Origin of the sequence: Xenorhabdus taiwanensis, assembly GCF_036512875.1 — a bacterium.
Lineage (GTDB): Bacteria > Pseudomonadota > Gammaproteobacteria > Enterobacterales > Enterobacteriaceae > Xenorhabdus > Xenorhabdus taiwanensis.
Genome location: NZ_AP028978.1, coordinates 3,374,692 through 3,395,138 on the forward strand (window position 1 = coordinate 3,374,692; position 20,447 = coordinate 3,395,138).

Consider the following 20,447-nt stretch of genomic DNA (forward strand, 5'->3'; position numbering starts at 1 on the left):
GAAAGGAGGTGAGTGATGAAAATGAACACAACATTTTTATTAATGGCAGAGTTTGAAACATCACAAATACCGTTATCAGCTATAGCCGAGAAATATCTTAAGCTAAGTCCAGCAACAGCGGAACGTAAAGCTAACGAAGGTAAGCTGAAAATTCCGACATACAAAATGAACGACAGCCAAAAATCACCAAGAATTGTTCACGTACACGATCTTGCTGAGTATATTGACGGGCAAAGAGAACTAGCCGCAAAAGAAGTGGAAAGAATGCAGTCGAAGAAGAAAACAAACTAGCTATACCCTCTCAAAACCATTGGGTGCTATGTTCATTACAGCACCCCAATAGCACCCCAAAAACTCTCAATTAATTGATTTTATTAATAAACATATCCCATCTAACATGGGGGCAACAGAAAAGCGGGATGATGGGTGCATATCACAAACCTCGTTTTAAAATCAAAAGATAGCGCCGATATCGCCACTTTATATTCTGGTTTATTTCGGCTTTTATTCAGCCATTAGGAGATATTGAGGGGGAGCACAAACTCCCCCAAATTATCCAAGGCGGGCAATTATACAGAGCGAAAAGGATCGCTTCAAACTCAACAAAAATGAATACTTGAATTAGCTCCATTCAAAGTGTAGTGATGAGAATTTCTCTTGAATTTCATTAATAAATCGATTTGTATTAGAAAGGCTCCAATTTCGAGCGATGTAATACCCCTCACCTTGATAATCAAACTCAGGCTCTAACTGAGTACGATATTTTTTGTATTTGTCTTCAGTTCCTTTAATTTCTTCATATTTTTTCAGTAACTGAAACGAACAAGTTTTATTACTTCGGAGATAGCTAAAACCAGACTCATCAATTAATCGATGATACTCAAGTGCTTTAACTGTATAAAAACCAATGTCTGATTTACGGAATCCTTGTTGGTAAAGTATTCCATTAACATACAGATTAAGTGATGAGTGATCTTTTTCATTGCTAGCAACTCTCTTTTCACGCTTTTTATGACGCACCTCTATCTGGTAATCCATCGCTTCAGAAAGAGGAATAATTTGCTCAATATTCAATAAAAGTTTTTCATTTACTCGAAAAGGCTGAAGACGAACACAAGTTATATCCATCCCTATATCATTCATCCATAAAACTGATGTTGTAATCTCTTTAGAAAAGCTAGAAGCAGCTAAAATAATACGCGTTTCTTTAGCAAAATCACTATGCTGTGGAGAGTCCCATGCCAGAAAATCCAACAACGAACTTTCAGCATCAATATCTTGTCCTGTTTGACTCAAAAATTCCCTGTAAGCACTAACAGCCTGCTCCCACGTCAGGTTCGAAACCATAGCTGCATACCGAATCGCCTGAAGTTCCATATGACCACCATCGTCATCCCGCTTAAGCTCTATGACGACGAGATTGGCAGACTTATCGATACCAAGTAAATCCAGGCGACGATTAGAGCCAACAAAATGACTATATTCTTCTGCAATCACTAATGTATTTGGACTAATGGCTCCAATTTGTGATTTTAAAAGACGCTGAATGTCTTGTCGTTCCTTCAGCTTCTCTTCCTCAAATGAAGTCATTTCAACTTCTATTAACGTATCCCGTGTTAATTCATATATTGCCATGTTTGTACTTGTATTATTTTTTGTAATTGTTCCTTTATGTCATATAGTATACATACCTATCCCCACATGCTGTTAATGCAATACACGAATTTCAGTATGGCTACTATCTTCATCCGTGACTTCGTCGTCGAGCGAATCTTCCATTTGTTGATCGTGCAATATAGAATTGACCGCATCAGCAAAACCATCTTTCATATATTGTTCCATAAAGATACCTTTCGGGTTTGGCCAGGGTAATTGAGCTATCGGCCAGTCACAGTGTTCCTTATAAAACCAAAACGCTTTCAGGCGTCCTTTCGCTGTGTCAAAATTCCGGTTCCAATAGGCATTACCTAACCGATAATTCGTGTGGAATTCATCGAAACTGCCAAAAATTTCATAAACATAATTAGCTGTTTTTAGTATATTTTTCCACGCTGTTTCTTCACTAATATAGCCCGCAGCAAAACAGTTTCGGCTCAAAACAATCGCTCGCCAGAGATCAAATCCCCAAAGTAAAACAGGCGGGCGTCCATTAATTGAGCGAGAACATTGCTGTACATATTCCTCTGGCTCTTCAATTAAACTGCCAAGTACCTTAAATATTTCTCCATCGGTAAAAACCGCATCAACCGCAAAACGTTCTGAGTGCATTCCCGCCCATAAATCATGCAATACTTTCCAATAATCTTTTTCATTAAGTATTCCCCAATCTGTATAGACTTGAGACTGATGAGGCTCTGCATCAGATAAGGGCAAGATACGGTATTGGTAATTATCGTGAGAAATACGACTTTTTAAAGGATAATGTTCTAATGTTTCTGTCCAAAAACCATCGTAATAACAACTAACGATATGCAAACGCAATGCCTGACGCTTTTCTTCCGGCAAAACAGAATACTTTGCCTGTAAGTAATAACGTTTCTGTTCGGTAATAGGGAGATTTTTGATGCGTTGGAGGCTATAAGTGGAGAGATATATACCCAGTAAGCTCAAGCCAATCAAGCTAGCCCAGAGTATATATTCCTTTGAAGATACATGATTATCATCAAAGATCAGTATCGTTATTCCGACCGATAATACCCCTAACAAAAGTGTTGTAATATAAAGAGCACTTAAACCAACTGTCTGAATAGGCTTAAGAAATGTCACCCTTTTTCTTTCCTTGAGGATATTTTTAATTATCCGAAAACCATTAACAGGAAATCTTCTATTATTTGGGTGGTTTTGCAATAATTCTTTCATTTTTAATCCATTAATTAAGTAAGATGTATTTTTAATTCTTTAATGTTAAAATCTTTTTCTTTTCTAAGTAGAACCATCAGAATAAACTGCTTTTATTATTAATCATTATAAACCATGCCTAATATTAGTAATGGAGAATACTATTTACAATGTAAATTATGATAAGTGACATATTCAAACAATATATAATTTTAATTTTCAATATAATTATCCAGATAAATCAACTTAAACCTTCAGATATTATCCAATATTTTCAGTTTTATTTTCTCCGTTTTTCAGCCCATTTTATTGTTCTTATCCACAGATTAATTTTATTTTCAAGTCTCTCATCATGACAAATTAACCACTTTTCCTCACAGGTATGTTACACATCAGACGAGAACTGAACATCATATAGATCCCACTCTCAGGTTAAAAAACATGATAACATTAAAGTCATTAGCATCGTGTAGGTGTGAGAGGTGTAATGAAAACTATCAATCAAAAAAAGTTACTGGCACAGGCTGAAACAATCTGCCTGTCAAGAGGGGTTCGTTTGACACCTCAACGCCTTGAAATTCTTCGTTTAATCACTGAACAGCCTGGCGCGATAAGCGCTTATGATTTGCTGGATTTATTGCGTGAAGCCGAACCACAAGCCAAACCTCCAACGGTTTATCGTGGATTGGAATTTCTGCTGGAACAAGGTTTTATTCACAAAATTGAATCTACAAATAGCTATGTGCTTTGCCATCATTTTGAAGAGCCATGCCATACTTCGGCAATGTTTATCTGTGAATTTTGTGGTTCAGTAACTGAAAAGGATGCAAAGGATATTGAATCAACTATTCAACAGTTAGCGCAAGGTACGGGATTTCACTTGCGAAATAGCGTGATAGAAGTGCATGGTATGTGTTCTTCCTGCCATGAGATTGAATCCTGTACCGAGCGCGATATATGCCAGCACAATCATTCGGTTGAAGAAAATAAAAAGAAATAAGAAAAAACGCTTGAAACCAAATTGAGCAATGAGGCGGTCATAACTAATATAATCTTATATTTTTCAAGTTCCCGTTGAACTTTAGTTTAACGGGCTCTGGGAAAGACGACCGCCCCAGAATGGCAAACTGCAATTATCCGCCTTTACAATCAGAACCAGTCTCCGCTACGAATAACGCCGACTGCCAATCCTTCAATAGTGAAATTCTGCTCGCTCAAATCAACAACAATGGGTTTAAATTCCGGATTTTCAGCAATCAGTTCAATTTTGTTTCCTGTTTGTTTGAAGCGTTTTACTGTGACTTCATCTTCAATGCGCGCCACAATAACTTGCCCATTATGAACATCCTGGGTTTTATGTACTGCCAGTAAATCTCCGTCCATAATGCCAATGTCTTTCATGGACATTCCGCTGACACGTAACAGAAAGTCCGCACTTGGTTTGAATAATTCAGGATCAACCTTATAGTGACTTTCAATGTGTTCCTGAGCCAGTAGTGGTTCCCCAGCAGCAACACGACCGATCAACGGCAATCCCGCCCCTTCATCTTCTTCAAGCAGCAAACGGATACCTCTGGACGCACCAGAAATAATCTCTATCACCCCTTTACGCGCAAGTGCCTTTAAATGCTCTTCTGCTGCGTTAGGTGAACGAAAACCAAGACGCGCTGCAATTTCAGCACGTGTTGGTGGCATACCCGTTTGCGAAATATGGTCACGCACCAAGTCATAGACTTGCTGCTGCCTGGCAGTTAATGCTTTCATTTCGCCCCCTGTTTGTTTATACAGTCAAACTGTGAGTATATACAGGTAAAGCCGAATTGGGAACCTGTCAGCATGTAAAAGCAGCTAAATAACGTATTTGATGAAAAAACACGCTCCATCAGTGCATAAAATGCGACCAAAAGATCATTCCCCAAATAAACAACGCCAAAAATATGGTGAGCAATACAGCCGCAGAACCCATATCTTTCGCTCGACCTGATAACTCATGATATTCACTACCGATGCGATCAACGACTGCTTCTATGGCACTATTGAGGATTTCGACAATGACCACCAGCATAACAGAGCCAATCAGGAAGAGTCTCTCATGTAAGCCAAAATCTAAAGAAAATGCAATGATGATCGCAAGTATGACAGCAATTGCCTCCTGCCGAAATGCCGCTTCATTTTGCCATGCAGCCTTGATTCCTTTCACCGAATACCCAGCCGCTTTAATGATACGGCTCAAACCTGTTGAGTGATTTGCCATAAAAATTTTATTTAATGAACTTAACAATTGTATGGATATATAACTTTTAACTCTTATTATTGTCTTATTTCCACAGATCTCAAAATCTGTTTCTGGTATCCTTGCGATGCATTGCTAACAAGAGGCTTAAAGCAGTTATGTCAGGTTGGCGTAAAATATATTATAAATTATTGAATTTACCACTAAAATTATTAGTAAAAAGTAAACTCATCCCTACGGATCCTATTGCGGAGCTGCGTCTTGATACAACTCGGCCTATTTTGTATATATTGCCGTATCACTCAAAAACAGACTTATTGACTCTACGTCAACAATGTCTGGCGCAAGATTTGCCTGATCCGTTGAATCCTTTGGAAATTGGTGACACACAGCTTCCCAGTTGTGTCTTTATCGATAATGGTCCACGTGTGTTCCGTTGTTATGCGCCAAAACATGAATCTGTGAGAATTTTCCACTCTTATCTGGACATGCATCACAATAATCCCGATCTGGATATCCAGATGGTGCCTGTTTCCGTCATGTTTGGTCGCTCCCCAGGACGCGAAGGGCAAGAAGGGCATACAACCCCACAATTACGCTTGTTAAATGGCGTGCAGAAGTTTTTTGCGATCTTATGGCTTGGACGGGATAGTTTTGTCCGTTTTTCCACACCAGTGTCTTTACGCCGTATGGCTGACGAGCATGGTACAGATAAGATCATTGCCAATAAACTCGCCCGTGTGGCTCGGATGCACTATTCCCGCCAGCGTCTTGCGGCGGTTGGGCCTCGTTTGCCTGCCAGACAGGAGCTGTTTAACAAGTTACTGGCATCAAAAGCAATAGAAAAAGCGATTGCTGATGAAGCACGTAGCAAGAAAATCTCTCCCGAAAAGGCCAAGCAGAACGCCATCAATATGCTGGAAGAGATTGCGGCGGATTTCTCCTATGAAACCGTACGTTTGACTGATCGGGTTTTAAGTTGGACCTGGAACCGTTTGTATCAAGGCATCAATGTTCATAACGCCGAACGAGTTCGCCAGTTGGCACAAGACGGCCATGAACTGGTTTATGTTCCATGCCATCGCAGCCATATGGACTATCTTCTGCTCTCTTATGTGCTCTATCATCAAGGGCTGGTTCCACCACACATTGCTGCGGGCATTAACCTGAATTTCTGGCCTGCTGGTCCGATATTCCGTCGTCTCGGTGCGTTCTTTATCCGCCGTACGTTTAAAGGCAATAAGCTCTATTCAACCATCTTTCGTGAATACCTCGGTGAGTTGTTTACCCGCGGTTATTCGGTTGAATACTTTGTCGAAGGAGGGCGCTCCCGTACTGGTCGCTTGCTTGATCCCAAAACGGGAACGCTCTCTATGACCTTGCAAGCTATGCTGCGAGGAGAATCTCGTCCAATCACGATTGTGCCGATCTATATCGGTTATGAACATGTGATGGAAGTGGCAACATATGCCAAAGAACTGCGCGGAGCAACCAAGGAAAAAGAAGGCTTTTTCCAGATGGTACGCGGGTTGCGCAAATTACGTAATCTGGGACAAGGGTACGTGAATTTTGGTGAACCGATCCCGTTGACACAATACCTGAATCAGCATGTACCAGAGTGGCGTGACTCCATTGACCCAATAGAGTCTCAGCGTCCAACATGGTTGACGCCAACAGTCAGTAAACTAGCTGACAACATTATGGTTAATATCAATAATGCGGCCGCAGCCAATGCTATCAATTTATGCACTACGGCATTGTTGTCATCACGTCAGCGAGCACTTACTCGTGAACAGCTTATTGAACAGTTGGATTGCTATCTGCAATTATTACGTAATGTGCCTTACACTGACGATATCACAGTGCCAAACCAAACTGCAGAAGAGTTGTTAGATCATGCTCTTATGATGAATAAGTTTGAGGTCGAGAAGGACGGTCTGGGAGATATTATTATCCTGCCACGTGAAAGCGCGGTATTGATGACTTATTATCGTAATAATATCCAGCATTTATTGATCCTGCCATCCCTGATTACCAGTATTATTATGCATCACCGCCGTATTAGTCGCAGTGAATTGCTTAGACAGGTAGCGCTGATCTATCCGCTGATCAAGCAGGAACTTTTCATGCGTTACAGCAAGGAAACGCTCTCTGACGTCGTCAATACCTTAATTGATGAGCTGGCACGCCAAGGCCTTATCTGCAACAAAGAGCAAGGTATGCTGGTACTGAATCCTGCACGTATTCGCCCACTGCAATTACTGGCGGCAGGCATCAGGGAAACGCTGCAACGTTATGCTATTACGCTCTCTTTATTAAACGCCACTCCTGAAATCAGCCGTGGTGTACTGGAAAAAGAGAGTCGGATGCTGGCACAACGTCTGTCAGTTCTACATGGCATCAATGCGCCGGAGTTCTTCGACAAGGCAGTTTTTGCTTGCTCAGTCAATACGCTGCGTGAAGAAGGTTATATTCAAGACAGCGGCGATATGATTACCACCAGTGCCCAGGAACTCTATCATGTATTGAGTGAGCTGATGTCACCTGAAATTCGCTTGACGATTGAAAGTGTTAGTATGCCGCCAGAACAAAATGAACCTGTACAGGTAACACAAGAACAGCAATAACGACACCAAACTGGTCAGAAATTAACGGGCGGATTACCGCCCGTTATATTAAAGCTATATCCTATTAGGCATAGCTAAAAAAGACGCCGAGGAACAGAACTAAACCGACATAGTTGTTGTTCATAAACGCTTGAAAACAGGCAGACCTTTCCCGATTTGTGATCAGTTTTTGCTGATAAACGAATAGTGCTGTTGCCAATAATAACGTCCAATAATATATTCCCCCCAGATTCACCATCCCGCCAACTAAGACCAAAATGCCCAGCATGATGAATTGCAGAATGCCAATGATCAGTTTGTCAAAACGTCCGAAAAGTACGGCAGTAGATTTCACGCCGATTTTCAAGTCATCGTCACGATCAACCATTGCATACTGCGTATCATAAATTACAGACCAAATGATGTTGGCTAAAAATAATAGCCAACATTCTAAAGGCAAAGATTCACTGACTGCGGCAAACGCCATAGGAATTGACCAGCCGTAAGCAGCACCTAACACAACTTGTGGCAAGTGACTAACGCGCTTGACAAAAGGGTAAACCCACGCCAGTGCCAGACCAACGACTGACAATGCAATCGTCATTTTATTCAGGGTCAAAACCAGTGCGAAAGAAATGAGTAGCAGTGTGGCAAACAAGATTTTGCTTTCTTTTTCGGTAATATCGCCACTGGGAAGAGGACGAGATTTTGTCCGTTCTACATACCCATCAAATTTTCTGTCTGCGAAATCATTAATGCAACATCCCGCAGCACGCATAAAAAACACACCGAGAGTAAATACTAACCCTATGTGTAAATCTGGCATACCTTTTGCGGCGATCCACAATGCCCAATATGTTGGCCATAATAGTAATAATGTGCCAATGGGTTTATCGATACGCATTAAACGACAATAAGCACGCCATTTATCCCGCGTCATACTGACCTTCAATCTATTTTCCCCCTTTAGTTCTGTTGATCTTAATTCTATTTATATGCAGGTGAATTCGGTAAAAAAACCTCTGTGAGTAGCAATGGCTTGCCCGACAGTCTCAATAAAGAACGGCGTGCCCAACGATCCCCCTGTCGGCCTATTTGAATATAATCCCGTGTTAAATTATTACCACTAAAAAGATAACGTCCGAGTGGAACAGTACCTACATCAACCAATTTTCTATCTGGGCCAGTGAGTGTTTCCTCAGGAATAACTGTGCGTCCCAAAAGCCACGGGATATTATCCCCATACAAGACAATTTCACGTAACCAATACTTTTCACTTGCAGGCAAGTGCTCACTTTCATCATTTAACTCTGCCAGAGTGATAAAATCTTCCCGGAAAGGAACCACCGATACCTGCTGACAATGTTGTTCAAAGCGACGTGTCATTGAGCCGACTTCCATCAGCCAATCTAAAACAGATTCAGGCAGAAGGTCTGTCTCATTTGATGATAACCAGTGGATGGGGGTTGAATTTAATATTGTGTCATCTGTCATTATTATTTTCCCATTGCGGGGAATAGCCATTTCCCCGACAGCACAACGAATGGGGAGTGAGGATATCATGTTGCAGACCAATAAAATTAAAAGTTGATAACAAATTATGTAAATCACAAAAAAACTCACCTTAATAACTATTGTTATTAAGGTGAGAAAAGATTAGATAATATGGAGGTTCAGATTAACGCCACGCTTTGAATTGGTTAATCAGGCCATTTGTAGAGCTGTCATGGCTAGTTACAGCTTCTGCATCGTGCAGTTCAGGTAAAATACGATTCGCCAATTGTTTGCCCAATTCTACGCCCCATTGATCAAATGAGAAGATATTCAAAATGGCGCCTTGAACAAAAATCTTATGTTCATACATCGCAATTAATGCCCCTAAACTAAATGGGGTAATTTCACGTAATAAAATAGAGTTGGTCGGACGGTTACCTTCAAACACTTTGAATGGCACAACATTCGCCACATCTTCGGCATTTTTTCCTGCTTGCGCAAATTCAGCTTCCACCTGAGCCTGTGTTTTACCAAATGCCAATGCTTCCGTTTGTGCAAAGAAGTTGGAGAGCAGTTTGCTATGGTGATCACTCACTGGGTTATGGCTCATTGCTGGTGCAATAAAATCACACGGGATCAATTTAGTTCCCTGATGGATAAGCTGGTAGAACGCATGTTGACCATTGGTGCCAGGTTCACCCCAGATAATCGGCCCTGTCTGGTAATTTACCGGATTGCCATCACGATCGACGTACTTACCATTTGATTCCATGTTGCCTTGTTGGAAGTAGGCAGCAAAACGGTGCAGGTATTGATCATAGGGCAGAATCGCTTCAGTTTCCGCACCAAAGAAATTGTTGTACCAGATGCCGATCAGTGCCAACAAAACAGGAATGTTCTGTTCGAAAGCGGTTTGCTCAAAGTGTTTATCCATTGCATGAGCGCCACTTAGCAACTGTGCGAAATTTTCATAACCAATAGAAAGCACAATAGATAAACCAATTGCAGACCAAAGTGAATAACGCCCCCCTACCCAATCCCAAAATTCAAACATGTTTTGGGGATCGATACCGAATTTTTTCACTTCATGTTCATTGGTAGATAATGCCGCAAAATGTTTCGCGATATGCGCTTCATCAATAGCACTTTGCAGGAACCAATGACGGGCAGAATGCGCGTTAGTCATCGTTTCTTGCGTAGTAAACGTTTTAGAAGCAACCAGGAACAAGGTAGTTTCTGGATCTAAGTTCTTTAGCGTTTCGGCAATGTGGGTTCCATCAACATTGGAAACAAAATGCATATTCAAGTGATTCTTATACGCTCTCAGTGCCTCAGTCACCATATAAGGGCCAAGATCAGAGCCACCAATGCCAATATTGACAACATCTGTAATGGCTTTGCCTGTATAGCCTTTCCACTCACCACCGATGATGCGTTCACTGAATGACTTCATTTTCGCCAACACCGCATTGACTTGCGGCATCACATCTTCCCCATCCACCATAATCGGGGTATTACTACGGTTACGTAGGGCAATATGCAGCACCGCACGATCTTCAGTACGATTAATTTTCTCACCAGAGAACATACTGCGAATTGCGCCGGCTAAATCAGTTTCTTGCGCCAATGCTTGTAATTTCTCCAGAGTTTCCGCAGTAATGCGGTTTTTGGCGTAATCCACCAGAATCTGCTGATCAAATGTCGCAGAAAATGCCGTAAACCGTTCTTTATCCTGTTCGAACAGATCCCGCAAATGCACATTTTTCATTTGCTCAAAATGCTGCTGCAATGCTTTCCAGGCTTCGGTCTGGCTAGGGTTGATGTTTTTCATGAATAATGCTCTCTATCAACTGTCAATAAACAATAGGAATGCACAGATTGTAACGGTTTAATGCTGTGATTTATCTCCCTTTCCTTGTAATTACTGATATTGGTCAAAATAGCCCATAATTTCCAGCTCTAATTGTTGAGATAGGCAAAAACGATAATTTCCTTTCCATCATGAAAATTATTTATGCTTCATCGTCAAATATTGACTCCGTACGCCTAACCCGATATTTCTAACAGCCTATTATCTGAACTATTCTCCGAACAAAAGGTTATCATCCATGTGTGCTGTTTCATCTCCTGATTCGCAGTATGTAGTAGCAAAATTTGGTGGTACTAGTGTGGCAGATTTTGACGCCATGAATAATTGCGCCGACATTATTTTGGCGGACACAAATGTCCGTGTGGTTGTTCTGTCAGCTTCCGCTGGCGTCACTAATTTGCTGGTTGCATTGTCTGCTGGCTGCGATAGTGATAAACGGGAGAGCTATCTGAAACAGATCCGTGACATTCAATACGCCATTATTGACCGATTGAATGAAGCCGGTGTGATCCGTGAGGAAATTGATCGTCTACTGGAAAATATTGAGATGCTGTCAGAAGCAGCATCGCTCGCTACTTCAGAAGCATTGACAGATGAATTAGTTAGCCACGGTGAAGTCATGTCCACCTTATTGTTTGTAGAGTTGCTACGTCAACGCAACACAGGTGCCGAATGGTTTGATATCCGTCGGATCATGCGAACCAATGATAACTTTGGACAGGCAGAACCGGATATACTCCAGCTCCATACTTTGGCAATGGAACACCTTCATCCTCGCCTGAACAATACAATCATTATCACTCAGGGGTTTATTGGCAGAGAAGAAAAAGGTCGTACAACTACGCTAGGACGAGGTGGCAGTGATTATACCGCAGCCTTATTGGGTGAAGCGCTGGGTTTACAGCGTGTGGATATCTGGACAGATGTTCCAGGCATCTATACTACTGATCCCCGTATTGTTCCTACAGCTAAACGCATCAATAAAATTGCTTTTGATGAAGCAGCAGAAATGGCAACTTTTGGTGCCAAAATCCTCCATCCTGCCACACTACTACCGGCAGTTCGCTGTGGCATTCCGGTATTTGTCGGCTCCAGCAAAGAGCCACAGGCAGGCGGTACAGTAGTCTGTGATAAGACAGGAAATCCCCCACTGTTTCGTGCATTGGCCTTGCGCCGCAAACAAACTTTACTAACATTACATAGTCTGAAAATGCTACATGCCAGAGGCTTTCTGGCAGAAGTTTTTACCTTACTGTTACGCCACAATATTTCGGTGGATCTGATCACCACATCAGAAGTGAGTATCGCCCTGACGCTGGATACCAAAGGTTCCACCAGCACTAATGGCAACCTGCTGACCAATGCGTTGTTAACTGAACTTTCTAAATTGTGCCGTGTGGAAGTCGAAGAAGATATGGCTTTGGTGGCGATTATCGGTAATGAACTTTCGCGAGCAAAAGGATTGGGAAAAGGGATTTTTGGCGTGTTGGAACCATTTAATATTCGCATGATTAGCTGTGGTGCAAGCAGCCATAATGTCTGTCTGCTCGTTCCTGGTAACGATGCGGAACAGGTCATTCAGACATTGCACCAGAGTTTGTTTGAAGACTGACAAAATAAAGTCAAACATAATAAAGTCAAACATAGTGCCAGAAAAACCCGCATACAAAGCGGGTTTTCTTGATCTTGCAAAGAGGATAGTTAATCAAACTTATGAATGAACACATCGGATGTGTTTTTCCCCTCTTTATCATCCATAATAAGAAAACGAAAATAAATTCCATTTTGTGTCTATCGCAGCTATCGTTGCTGCAAGCAGACGATTATTCAGAGGGAATCTTATGAGCACAGCCGTTACCAGCAAACGCCCAAAAAAAACGAAAATGATGACAAACAGTGCCGCTGCAAGCGGTCAGGTTCAATCTTTAAGTCGGGGGCTGACACTTTTGGAATATATTTCCGATTCACCTGTTGGTGTTGCTCTGACTGATCTGGCGATACAAGCCGGTCTGCCCAACTCCACTACCCACCGTCTTTTGACCACCTTGCAGCAACATGGTTTTGTTCGCCAGATAGGTGATTTAGGGTTATGGGTGATTGCTTCCCATGCTTTTGTCGTTGGCAGTAGTTTCTTACAGAGCCGTAATCTGATGGTGCTGGTTCACCCGATATTGCGTCAGTTAATGGAAGATTCCGGTGAAACCGTCAACCTTGCCATCCTTAATCTGGATGAATATGAAGCCGTGATTGTCGATCAAGTGCAATGCAATGCGCTGATGAGAATGTCTGCGCCCATTGGTGGCAATCTACCGATGCACGCTTCCGGCGCTGGAAAAGCTCTGCTGTCTACTCTATCTGAACAAAAACGCCTCCAATTGTTGCATAAAAAAGGGATGCACGCTTATACCCAACATACTTGTACCACCGCCGCAGCATTAACAGAAAATCTCGAACAGATCCGCAAGCAAGGTTTTTCATTTGATGATGAAGAACATGCGTTAGGACTACGCTGTATTGCTGCCTGTATCTATGATGAGCATCATGAAGCTTTTGCCGCTATTTCCATCTCCGGCCCAGTATCACGTATCTCTGATGATCGAGTAACCGAACTTGGTGCCCTTGTTATGCGGGCAGCAAAAGCAATTAGCCGAGAATACGGTGGAATTAAATAATTTTTGCTAAAAAACTGATTTGTTTTGTTCCCGTTGGTCCAATGACCCGTGGGTGCCAAATAAAGAAAAATGTGACTATGTTATCGTTGTCCGTTATCAAGCTTCACAAGCTAATGGAATGCCGGAATTGCACAAATTGATTCCTCTCCTAGGGATACTAATCGATCGGGACTTTAAAATAGCTTGCCATAAACATCAAGATAACTGCCATCAGCATGATTATTTTTAATATGTAAAATATCACTGTATAAAATGACCTGAGCTATTACTCCCTCAATATTTAAAAACAAACAAGATGATTATATTGATGGTGCAGATTATAATTATTAAATTACGGAACCATATGTCTATTAAAATAAATTCAATCTCCATCAATACTTATATTTCTTATGTGGTCCATTTCAGCACGCTGGCCGAATCGTTGTCTACAACGATAAGCAAAAACATCCTCTATATGTCCGTTTTTAATACGCTCTTGCAGTGCTCGCCAATACTCTGCTTTAAATAGATCACTGTGACTTTCTTCAAAATAAGATTGAATATGTTTGTCAGTACATAAAAAATGTCGGAATTCTTCGGGAAAAACATCGTTAACAGCAACACTGTACCAAGGTTCACTAGCCAACTCATCTTCCGGATAACGTGGCGGAGGAATATCCCGAAAGTTCACTTCGGTCATGTAACAGATTTCATCATAATCGTAGAAAATCACCCTTCCGTGGCGTGTAACACCAAAATTTTTAAACAACATGTCACCTGGAAAAATATTTGCAGCAGCCAATTGTTTAATGGCATTTCCGTATTCCTCAATCACATCTTTCAATTGTGCTTCATTGATCTGTTCCATATAAATATTTAACGGCATCATTTTGCGTTCCATATAAAGATGCTTTATCAAGAGATTATCTCCAAGATCTTCTAACTTTTCTGGTATCTCTTTTTGCAATTCTTCCATTAACTCAGGGCTAATATGGCGTTTATCAATCACAAAATTTTCGAATTCCTGAGTATCTGCCATTCTTCCAACACGATCATGCTCTTTTACCAGACGATAGCATTCCTGAACACGCTCTTGAGAAACCTCTTTCTGTGGTGCAAATTTGTCTTTAATCACTTTAAATACACGATCAAATGACGGGAAAGTGAAAACCAGCATTACCATGCCCTTCACACCGGGCGCAATCGTAAACTGTTCCTGAGTGGAATTAATGAATGTCAGATATTCACGATAATATTCTGTTTTACCGTGCTTTTGACAGCCTATCGCCATGTATAGCTCCGCTGTGGATTTCGTCGGAAGAATCTCCCGCAACCACTCAACTAAAGCTGCAGGCAAAGGTGCGTAAACCATAAAATAGGAGCGAGCAAAACCAAAAACAATACTGGCATCATCGTAACTGGTCAGACAGGTATCAACAAAAATTCCCCCCGATTCATTGTGATGAATCGGCAACAAAAAAGGATAAACCGTCGTTCCCATCCTGATTTTTCCTACCAGCCAGGCTGCCTTATTACGATAAAACAGTTCATTAGCAATTTGGAACGTGGAATACAATAAATCACATTGGGAAAATGTATTCTGCAAGTATTGCTTGATATAACCAATATCCCGATCCAAATCCTCCCATTTAAGACGCAGTGGCAAATCATTTAAGATGGTTCGCAACATGGATGCGAGATTCCCATCAGGAAAAAAGTCCCGTGATAATGGGCGAGAAATATGGCGAAAACGGAAAGAGGGTTGAGAAGAAAAGATATAGAGATTTTCTGGTTTCAAATTACGATGTTTAAAAAAACGACAATAAACCGAATTGAAAAAACTTTCCGCAATTTCAAAACGCGGATAGTCAGGCAATAAACGGGTATAAACCGCTTTAACTTCGGCAATGTAATCTTCATCATATTGTAATGGAGTATGAATGCGCTTCAATTGCTCCACCACTAATCCAACATGATGATCATACAAGTTAATCCTCTTTTTCATGGCCTGCTGCACAGCCTGCCAGTCAGCCTGTTCAAAACGTTGTTGTGCCCCAGAAGTGACTTCCAGAAATCGACCATATTGCGCATCAAATCCCTGCAAAATGGTTTGTGCAATTAAATGTGCAAGATCTATTTCCATATTTAGCCACCTTTATCCGACACGTAAAGGGGTATTCCTTTTGGAATTCCCCCAATCGTTTATTATCTTCATCAATATAATAAAGTTAGAATTGCTGTTCTTCTGTCGATCCGGTTAATGCAGTAACAGAAGAACTCTCTCCCTGAATAATAGTGGTCACTTTATCAAAATATCCCGTTCCTACTTCCTGCTGATGTGAGGAGAATGTATAACCACGCTCAAGAGCAGCAAATTCTTGTTCTTGAACTTTTTCAACATAATGTTTCATTCCTTCACCACGTGCATAATCGTAGGCCAAATCAAACATGTTGAACCACATGCTATGTATACCCGCAAGTGTAATGAACTGGAATTTATATCCCATAGCAGATAACTGCTCCTGGAAACTGGCAATCGTTTTATCATCCAGATTCTTTTTCCAGTTGAAAGAAGGTGAACAGTTATAAGCTAACAACTTGCCAGGATATTTAGCATGGATGGCTTCAGCAAAACAGCGAGCCGCTTCAATATCCGGTGTAGACGTTTCGCACCAGACAACATCGGCGTAAGGAGCATAAGCCAATCCACGGCTAATAGCTTGTTCAATGCCGGCACGTGTACAATAGAAACCTTCACAAGTTCGCTTACCAGTAATGAAGGCTTTGTCATAAGGATCACAATCTGAAGTCAGTAAATCTGCTGCATCTGCGTCGGTACGCGCAATTAACAAGGTTGGTACACCGGATACATCAGCCGCCAACCGTGCAGCTATCAGCTTCTGAATAGCCTCTTGCGTCGGAACCAAGACTTTGCCACCCATGTGTCCACATTTTTTCACCGCAGCCAGTTGATCTTCAAAATGCACTGCGGCAGCACCAGCCTCGATCATCGCTTTCATCAGTTCAAATGCGTTAAGTATCCCTCCAAACCCTGCTTCCGCATCCGCGACAATCGGCAAGAAATAGTCAATATATTCTTGACTATCTGGATCGATACCATTTGACCATTGGATCTGATCTGCACGACGGAAGCTATTATTGATACGCCTAATTACATTAGGAACAGAATCAACGGGATACAATGACTGATCAGGATACATACTGGCTGCGGTATTTGCATCTGCCGCCACTTGCCAGCCGGAAAGATAAACCGCCTCAATACCTGCTTTAGCTTGCTGAAGTGCCTGACCGCCAGTTAGCGCCCCAAGTGCGTTCACATAGCCTTTTTTCGAGTTGCCATTCAGCAAGTTCCATAACTTTTTCGCTCCCATTTGCGCTAAAGTATGTTCAGGATTAATTGAACCCCGCAATTTGACGACATCTTCAGCACTATACGGACGAGTAATACCTTTCCAACGCGGTTGTTGCCACTCTTGTTCTAGTTGAGCGATTTGTTGTTTCCGGGACATGGTCATGATGTTCTACTTCCTATTCTTAATTAATCGGATATTTTTGCCATTATTGCCTTTAAATTAGTCTAATAACTGATAACCAGGTAATGTTAGGAAATCAATTAAGTTGTCCTGAGTAGTAATTCTTTCCATCAAATCAGAAGCTTCCATAAATCGCCCTTGATTAAAGCGCTGCTCGCCAACTTCCTGTCTAATAACAGCTAATTCTTCTTTCAACATTTCTCTGAACAGTTCTTTTGTCACTTTTTTACCATTAGAGAGTGATTTTTCATGGCGAATCCATTGCCAAATAGAAGTTCGGGAAATCTCTGCCGTAGCAGCATCTTCCATCAAACCGTAAATCGGTACACACCCATTCCCCGAAATCCAGGCTTCTATGTATTGAACTGCAACACGAATATTTGCGCGCATTCCCTCTTCTGTTCTTTCTCCCACACAAGGCGCAAGCAATTGTTCAGCCGTAATCGCATCTTCTTCTTCGCGTAAAACTGTTAGTTGGTTTTGACGCTCTCCCAATTTTGCATCAAAAATCTCCATGACAATATCTGCAAGCCCTGGATGCGCAACCCATGTACCATCATGGCCATTATTGGCTTCCAGCTCTTTATCTGCTCTGACTTTGTCCAAAACCTGCTGATTTTGCACAGGATCTTTACTAGGAATAAATGCCGACATTCCTCCCATTGCAAACGCACCGCGTTTATGACAAGTTTTAATCAACAAGCGAGAGTAGGCACTCAAGAAAGGTTGTGTCATCGTAACGGATTGACGATCTGGCAAAATTCGGTCGGCATGATTTTTCAGTGTCTTGATATAACTGAAAATATAATCCCAGCGCCCACAATTTAGGCCAACGATGTGATGACGTAAGTGATACAGAATTTCATCCATTTGGAATACGGCGGGTAAGGTTTCAATCAAAACCGTTGCCTTAATCGTTCCTGTTGGCAAATTGAAACGTGATTCAGCAAACCTGAAAACATCACTCCACCATTGTGCTTCATGGTAGCTTTGTATTTTGGGTAGATAGAAATAAGGACCACTGCCTTTTTGCAGTAATTTCTTATGATTCAAATAGAAATAGAGGGCAAAATCAAACAACCCGCCAGAAATCGGTTCGTTCTTGTAGAGGATATGTTTTTCTGACAGGTGCAACCCTCTAACTCGGGCAATCAATACTGCGGGATCTGCTTTCAACTCATAACTCTTACCCTGCTCATTGGTATATGAGATCGTCCCATTGACGGCATCCCGTAAGTTAATTTGTCCATTGATAACCTTATCCCATTCAGGTGCTAATGAATCCTCAAAATCTGCCATAAATACTTTTACATTTGCATTTAAGGCATTGATGACCATCTTGCGTTCTACAGGTCCTGTTATTTCAACCCGACGGTCTTTGAGATCATCCGGTATTCCCTGAATTTTCCAATCCCCATTCCTAATGGAAGCTGTTTCCGAAATAAAATCAGGTAATGAACCGTTATCTATTTTTTCCTGCCAATGTACACGCTCATCCAATAATTTTGTACGCCTGTCAGAAAACTCGATAATCAAATCCTCTAAAAAACGAATAGATTCAGGTGACAACACCTGTTTCTCTGCCTCTTCAAAAGGTTTGATAAAGGTTAATTTTGTTGCTAATACCTGCTGCATAATTTCCCCATTTCTCACTTTTAAACACTCATCTGTTTAAGAGTAATCAATTAAAAAAATAAATCAAAAACAGTTTCCATTATTTTTAATAATTAAAATTATCCCTATAGAATCAATTAACTAAGACGAATTAAAGATAAAAAAGCAGGGAAATAAATTCCAAAAAATCGCACACAACAATATTAAGTTTTTGTTATGCATGAAAAATAACGGCTGGCTATTGAACGACAACAACGGAAGGAAAATTAACAAAATGAGAAGTGTCTCGCTTCAGCAGCCTCTCATTTTTACTTAAAATTTAAATTAGATTTAATCTAAGGTGGGATTCATAAAAGCGAGATCATATGGCGTAATTTGGTAGACATAATAATTCAACCAATTTGAAAATAGTAAATGACCATGACTACGCCAAGACGCAACAGGTTTATTTGCAGGATCATTATTTGGAAAGTAATTGACAGGCAATTCTGGTTCCATATCAGCAGCACGATCACGCCAATATTCCGCGGCTAATGTACCTGCATCATATTCAGGGTGTCCTGTTACAAATACTAATCGTTTGTCTTTACTGGCAAATAAATAGGCTCCTGCCTCTTCTGAGCTGGCTAAAATATCTAAATCCGTATGTTCACGAATGAGAGACTCAGGAAAATCAGCAAAACGTGAGTGAGGGGCAAAAAATGTTTCGTCAAATCCACGGCTTAATAATGCTAAAGGATCTAAAGTTGAATGGAGATAAACACCAGAAAGTTTAGCTTTTCGGGTATGCTTGGGAAGTTGATAAAGCACTTTTAACGCAGCCTGAACCGCCCAACAGACAAAAAGTGTCGAGGTAACATGTTCTTTTGCCCAATTCACTACTTTTTCAACTTCACTCCAATAAACCACATCTTCAAATTCAACGAGCCCTAAAGGGGCGCCTGTGACAAGCAGTCCATCGAAATTTTGATCTTTTATTGAATCAAAATCACAATAAAAGGTATCTAAATGTTCAGTAGGCGTATTTTTACATTGGCGGCTATCAATACGTAGCAATTGAATATCGATTTGAAGCGGTGTGTTAGATAATAACCGAATAAACTGGTTTTCTGTTTCTATCTTCTTTGGCATTAGGTTGAGGAGCAATACCTTCAATGGACGAATATTCTGAATATTGGCCCGTGTTGACGTCATAACAAAAATGTTTTCATTGCGAAGAGCATTCACCGCAGGTAATTCATCTGGTACACGAATTGGCATTGCTTAAAACCTCGACTATTTAACCTATGCATTTAGACTTCCAGATAGCCAAATTTACCCCAAAAAGAAGGTAAATGTCGAGTTATTGTACTCAAATTGAAATTATTTCATTTTATTATATAGGAAGTAGTTATCAGAATAAGGAAAAAAATTAAACGCAAAAAAGCCATCCGGTAAGGGATGGCTTCTCTGACTGATTGAATGTCTGGCAGTGCCCTACTCTCACATGGGGAGACCCCACACTACCATCGGCGCTACGGCGTTTCACTGCTGAGTTCGGCATGGGGTCAGGTGGGACCACCGCGCTATTGCCGCCAGACAAATCCT

At 41.2% G+C, this 20,447-nt stretch carries 16 protein-coding genes, 1 rRNA gene and 1 pseudogene; 6 read left to right on the forward strand and 12 right to left on the reverse strand.

Annotated features, from left to right (window positions below):
- Positions 1 to 21: 21 nt before the first annotated feature.
- The gene (locus ACE1SE_RS15770; protein WP_374053693.1) at positions 22 to 291 is read left to right on the forward strand and encodes a pyocin activator PrtN family protein; all 270 of its coding nucleotides are present in this window, start codon (positions 22 to 24) and stop codon (positions 289 to 291) included.
- Positions 292 to 621: 330 nt separating this feature from the next.
- Here the strand turns inward: ACE1SE_RS15770 and ACE1SE_RS15775 are convergent, their stop codons facing one another.
- The gene (locus ACE1SE_RS15775; RefSeq protein ID WP_374051673.1) at positions 622 to 1,635 is read right to left on the reverse strand and encodes a hypothetical protein; all 1,014 of its coding nucleotides are present in this window, start codon (positions 1,633 to 1,635) and stop codon (positions 622 to 624) included.
- A 72-nt stretch (positions 1,636 to 1,707) separates the two neighbouring features.
- Complete coding sequence (locus tag ACE1SE_RS15780; protein ID WP_374051674.1) at positions 1,708 to 2,766, reverse strand: DUF1266 domain-containing protein; 1,059 nt, start codon at positions 2,764 to 2,766, stop codon at positions 1,708 to 1,710.
- 559 nt (positions 2,767 to 3,325) lie between these two features.
- Here ACE1SE_RS15780 and zur point away from each other — a divergent pair.
- Positions 3,326 to 3,838 (forward strand): zinc uptake transcriptional repressor Zur, encoded by a 513-nt coding sequence (gene zur, locus ACE1SE_RS15785; RefSeq protein ID WP_374051675.1) that lies wholly within the window; start codon positions 3,326 to 3,328, stop codon positions 3,836 to 3,838.
- Positions 3,839 to 3,987: 149 nt separating this feature from the next.
- Here zur and lexA read toward each other — a convergent pair whose 3' ends face one another.
- Positions 3,988 to 4,602 (reverse strand): transcriptional repressor LexA, encoded by a 615-nt coding sequence (lexA, locus tag ACE1SE_RS15790; RefSeq protein WP_099131484.1) that lies wholly within the window; start codon positions 4,600 to 4,602, stop codon positions 3,988 to 3,990.
- Positions 4,603 to 4,720: 118 nt separating this feature from the next.
- A complete protein-coding gene (locus tag ACE1SE_RS15795) occupies positions 4,721 to 5,092 on the reverse strand; it encodes a diacylglycerol kinase (RefSeq protein ID WP_374051676.1) in 372 nt (123 codons plus the stop codon).
- 137 nt (positions 5,093 to 5,229) lie between these two features.
- On the opposite strand from ACE1SE_RS15795, the gene plsB reads away from it, so the two are divergent.
- Positions 5,230 to 7,698 carry a glycerol-3-phosphate 1-O-acyltransferase PlsB gene (plsB, locus tag ACE1SE_RS15800; protein WP_374051677.1) on the forward strand — a complete coding sequence of 823 codons (2,469 nt, stop codon included), beginning with the start codon at positions 5,230 to 5,232 and terminating at the stop codon, positions 7,696 to 7,698.
- 64 nt (positions 7,699 to 7,762) lie between these two features.
- Here the strand turns inward: plsB and ubiA are convergent, their stop codons facing one another.
- The 3 genes from ubiA to pgi form a co-directional block, all read right to left on the reverse strand.
- Positions 7,763 to 8,617: a 4-hydroxybenzoate octaprenyltransferase gene (gene ubiA, locus ACE1SE_RS15805; protein ID WP_374053694.1), complete on the reverse strand. Its 855-nt coding sequence runs from the start codon at positions 8,615 to 8,617 to the stop codon at positions 7,763 to 7,765.
- Positions 8,618 to 8,664: 47 nt separating this feature from the next.
- The gene (gene ubiC / locus ACE1SE_RS15810) at positions 8,665 to 9,177 is read right to left on the reverse strand and encodes a chorismate lyase (protein WP_374053695.1); all 513 of its coding nucleotides are present in this window, start codon (positions 9,175 to 9,177) and stop codon (positions 8,665 to 8,667) included.
- 178 nt (positions 9,178 to 9,355) lie between these two features.
- Complete coding sequence (gene pgi, locus ACE1SE_RS15815; RefSeq protein ID WP_374051678.1) at positions 9,356 to 11,002, reverse strand: glucose-6-phosphate isomerase; 1,647 nt, start codon at positions 11,000 to 11,002, stop codon at positions 9,356 to 9,358.
- Positions 11,003 to 11,279: 277 nt separating this feature from the next.
- On the opposite strand from pgi, the gene lysC reads away from it, so the two are divergent.
- From lysC to ACE1SE_RS15830, 3 genes and pseudogenes are all read left to right on the forward strand, one after another.
- Positions 11,280 to 12,653, forward strand: coding sequence for a lysine-sensitive aspartokinase 3 (lysC, locus tag ACE1SE_RS15820; protein WP_374051679.1), 1,374 nt, complete (start codon positions 11,280 to 11,282; stop codon positions 12,651 to 12,653).
- A 229-nt stretch (positions 12,654 to 12,882) separates the two neighbouring features.
- Positions 12,883 to 13,713 (forward strand): glyoxylate bypass operon transcriptional repressor IclR, encoded by an 831-nt coding sequence (iclR, locus tag ACE1SE_RS15825; RefSeq protein WP_374051680.1) that lies wholly within the window; start codon positions 12,883 to 12,885, stop codon positions 13,711 to 13,713.
- 73 nt (positions 13,714 to 13,786) lie between these two features.
- A pseudogene (locus tag ACE1SE_RS15830) lies at positions 13,787 to 13,897 on the forward strand (hypothetical protein); the annotation flags it as partial.
- A 177-nt stretch (positions 13,898 to 14,074) separates the two neighbouring features.
- On the opposite strand, the gene aceK reads toward ACE1SE_RS15830, so the two are convergent.
- The 5 genes from aceK to rrf form a co-directional block, all read right to left on the reverse strand.
- Positions 14,075 to 15,835 (reverse strand): bifunctional isocitrate dehydrogenase kinase/phosphatase, encoded by a 1,761-nt coding sequence (aceK, locus tag ACE1SE_RS15835; RefSeq protein ID WP_374051681.1) that lies wholly within the window; start codon positions 15,833 to 15,835, stop codon positions 14,075 to 14,077.
- 85 nt (positions 15,836 to 15,920) lie between these two features.
- Positions 15,921 to 17,228, reverse strand: a complete 1,308-nt coding sequence (gene aceA / locus ACE1SE_RS15840; RefSeq protein WP_374051682.1) for an isocitrate lyase — start codon at positions 17,226 to 17,228, stop codon at positions 15,921 to 15,923.
- A gap of 57 nt (positions 17,229 to 17,285) precedes the next feature.
- A complete protein-coding gene (aceB, locus tag ACE1SE_RS15845; RefSeq protein WP_374051683.1) occupies positions 17,286 to 18,881 on the reverse strand; it encodes a malate synthase A in 1,596 nt (531 codons plus the stop codon).
- 309 nt (positions 18,882 to 19,190) lie between these two features.
- Positions 19,191 to 20,120, reverse strand: a complete 930-nt coding sequence (metA, locus tag ACE1SE_RS15850; RefSeq protein ID WP_374051684.1) for a homoserine O-acetyltransferase MetA — start codon at positions 20,118 to 20,120, stop codon at positions 19,191 to 19,193.
- Positions 20,121 to 20,323: 203 nt separating this feature from the next.
- Positions 20,324 to 20,439, reverse strand: a 5S ribosomal RNA gene (gene rrf, locus ACE1SE_RS15855).
- Positions 20,440 to 20,447: the final 8 nt, after the last annotated feature.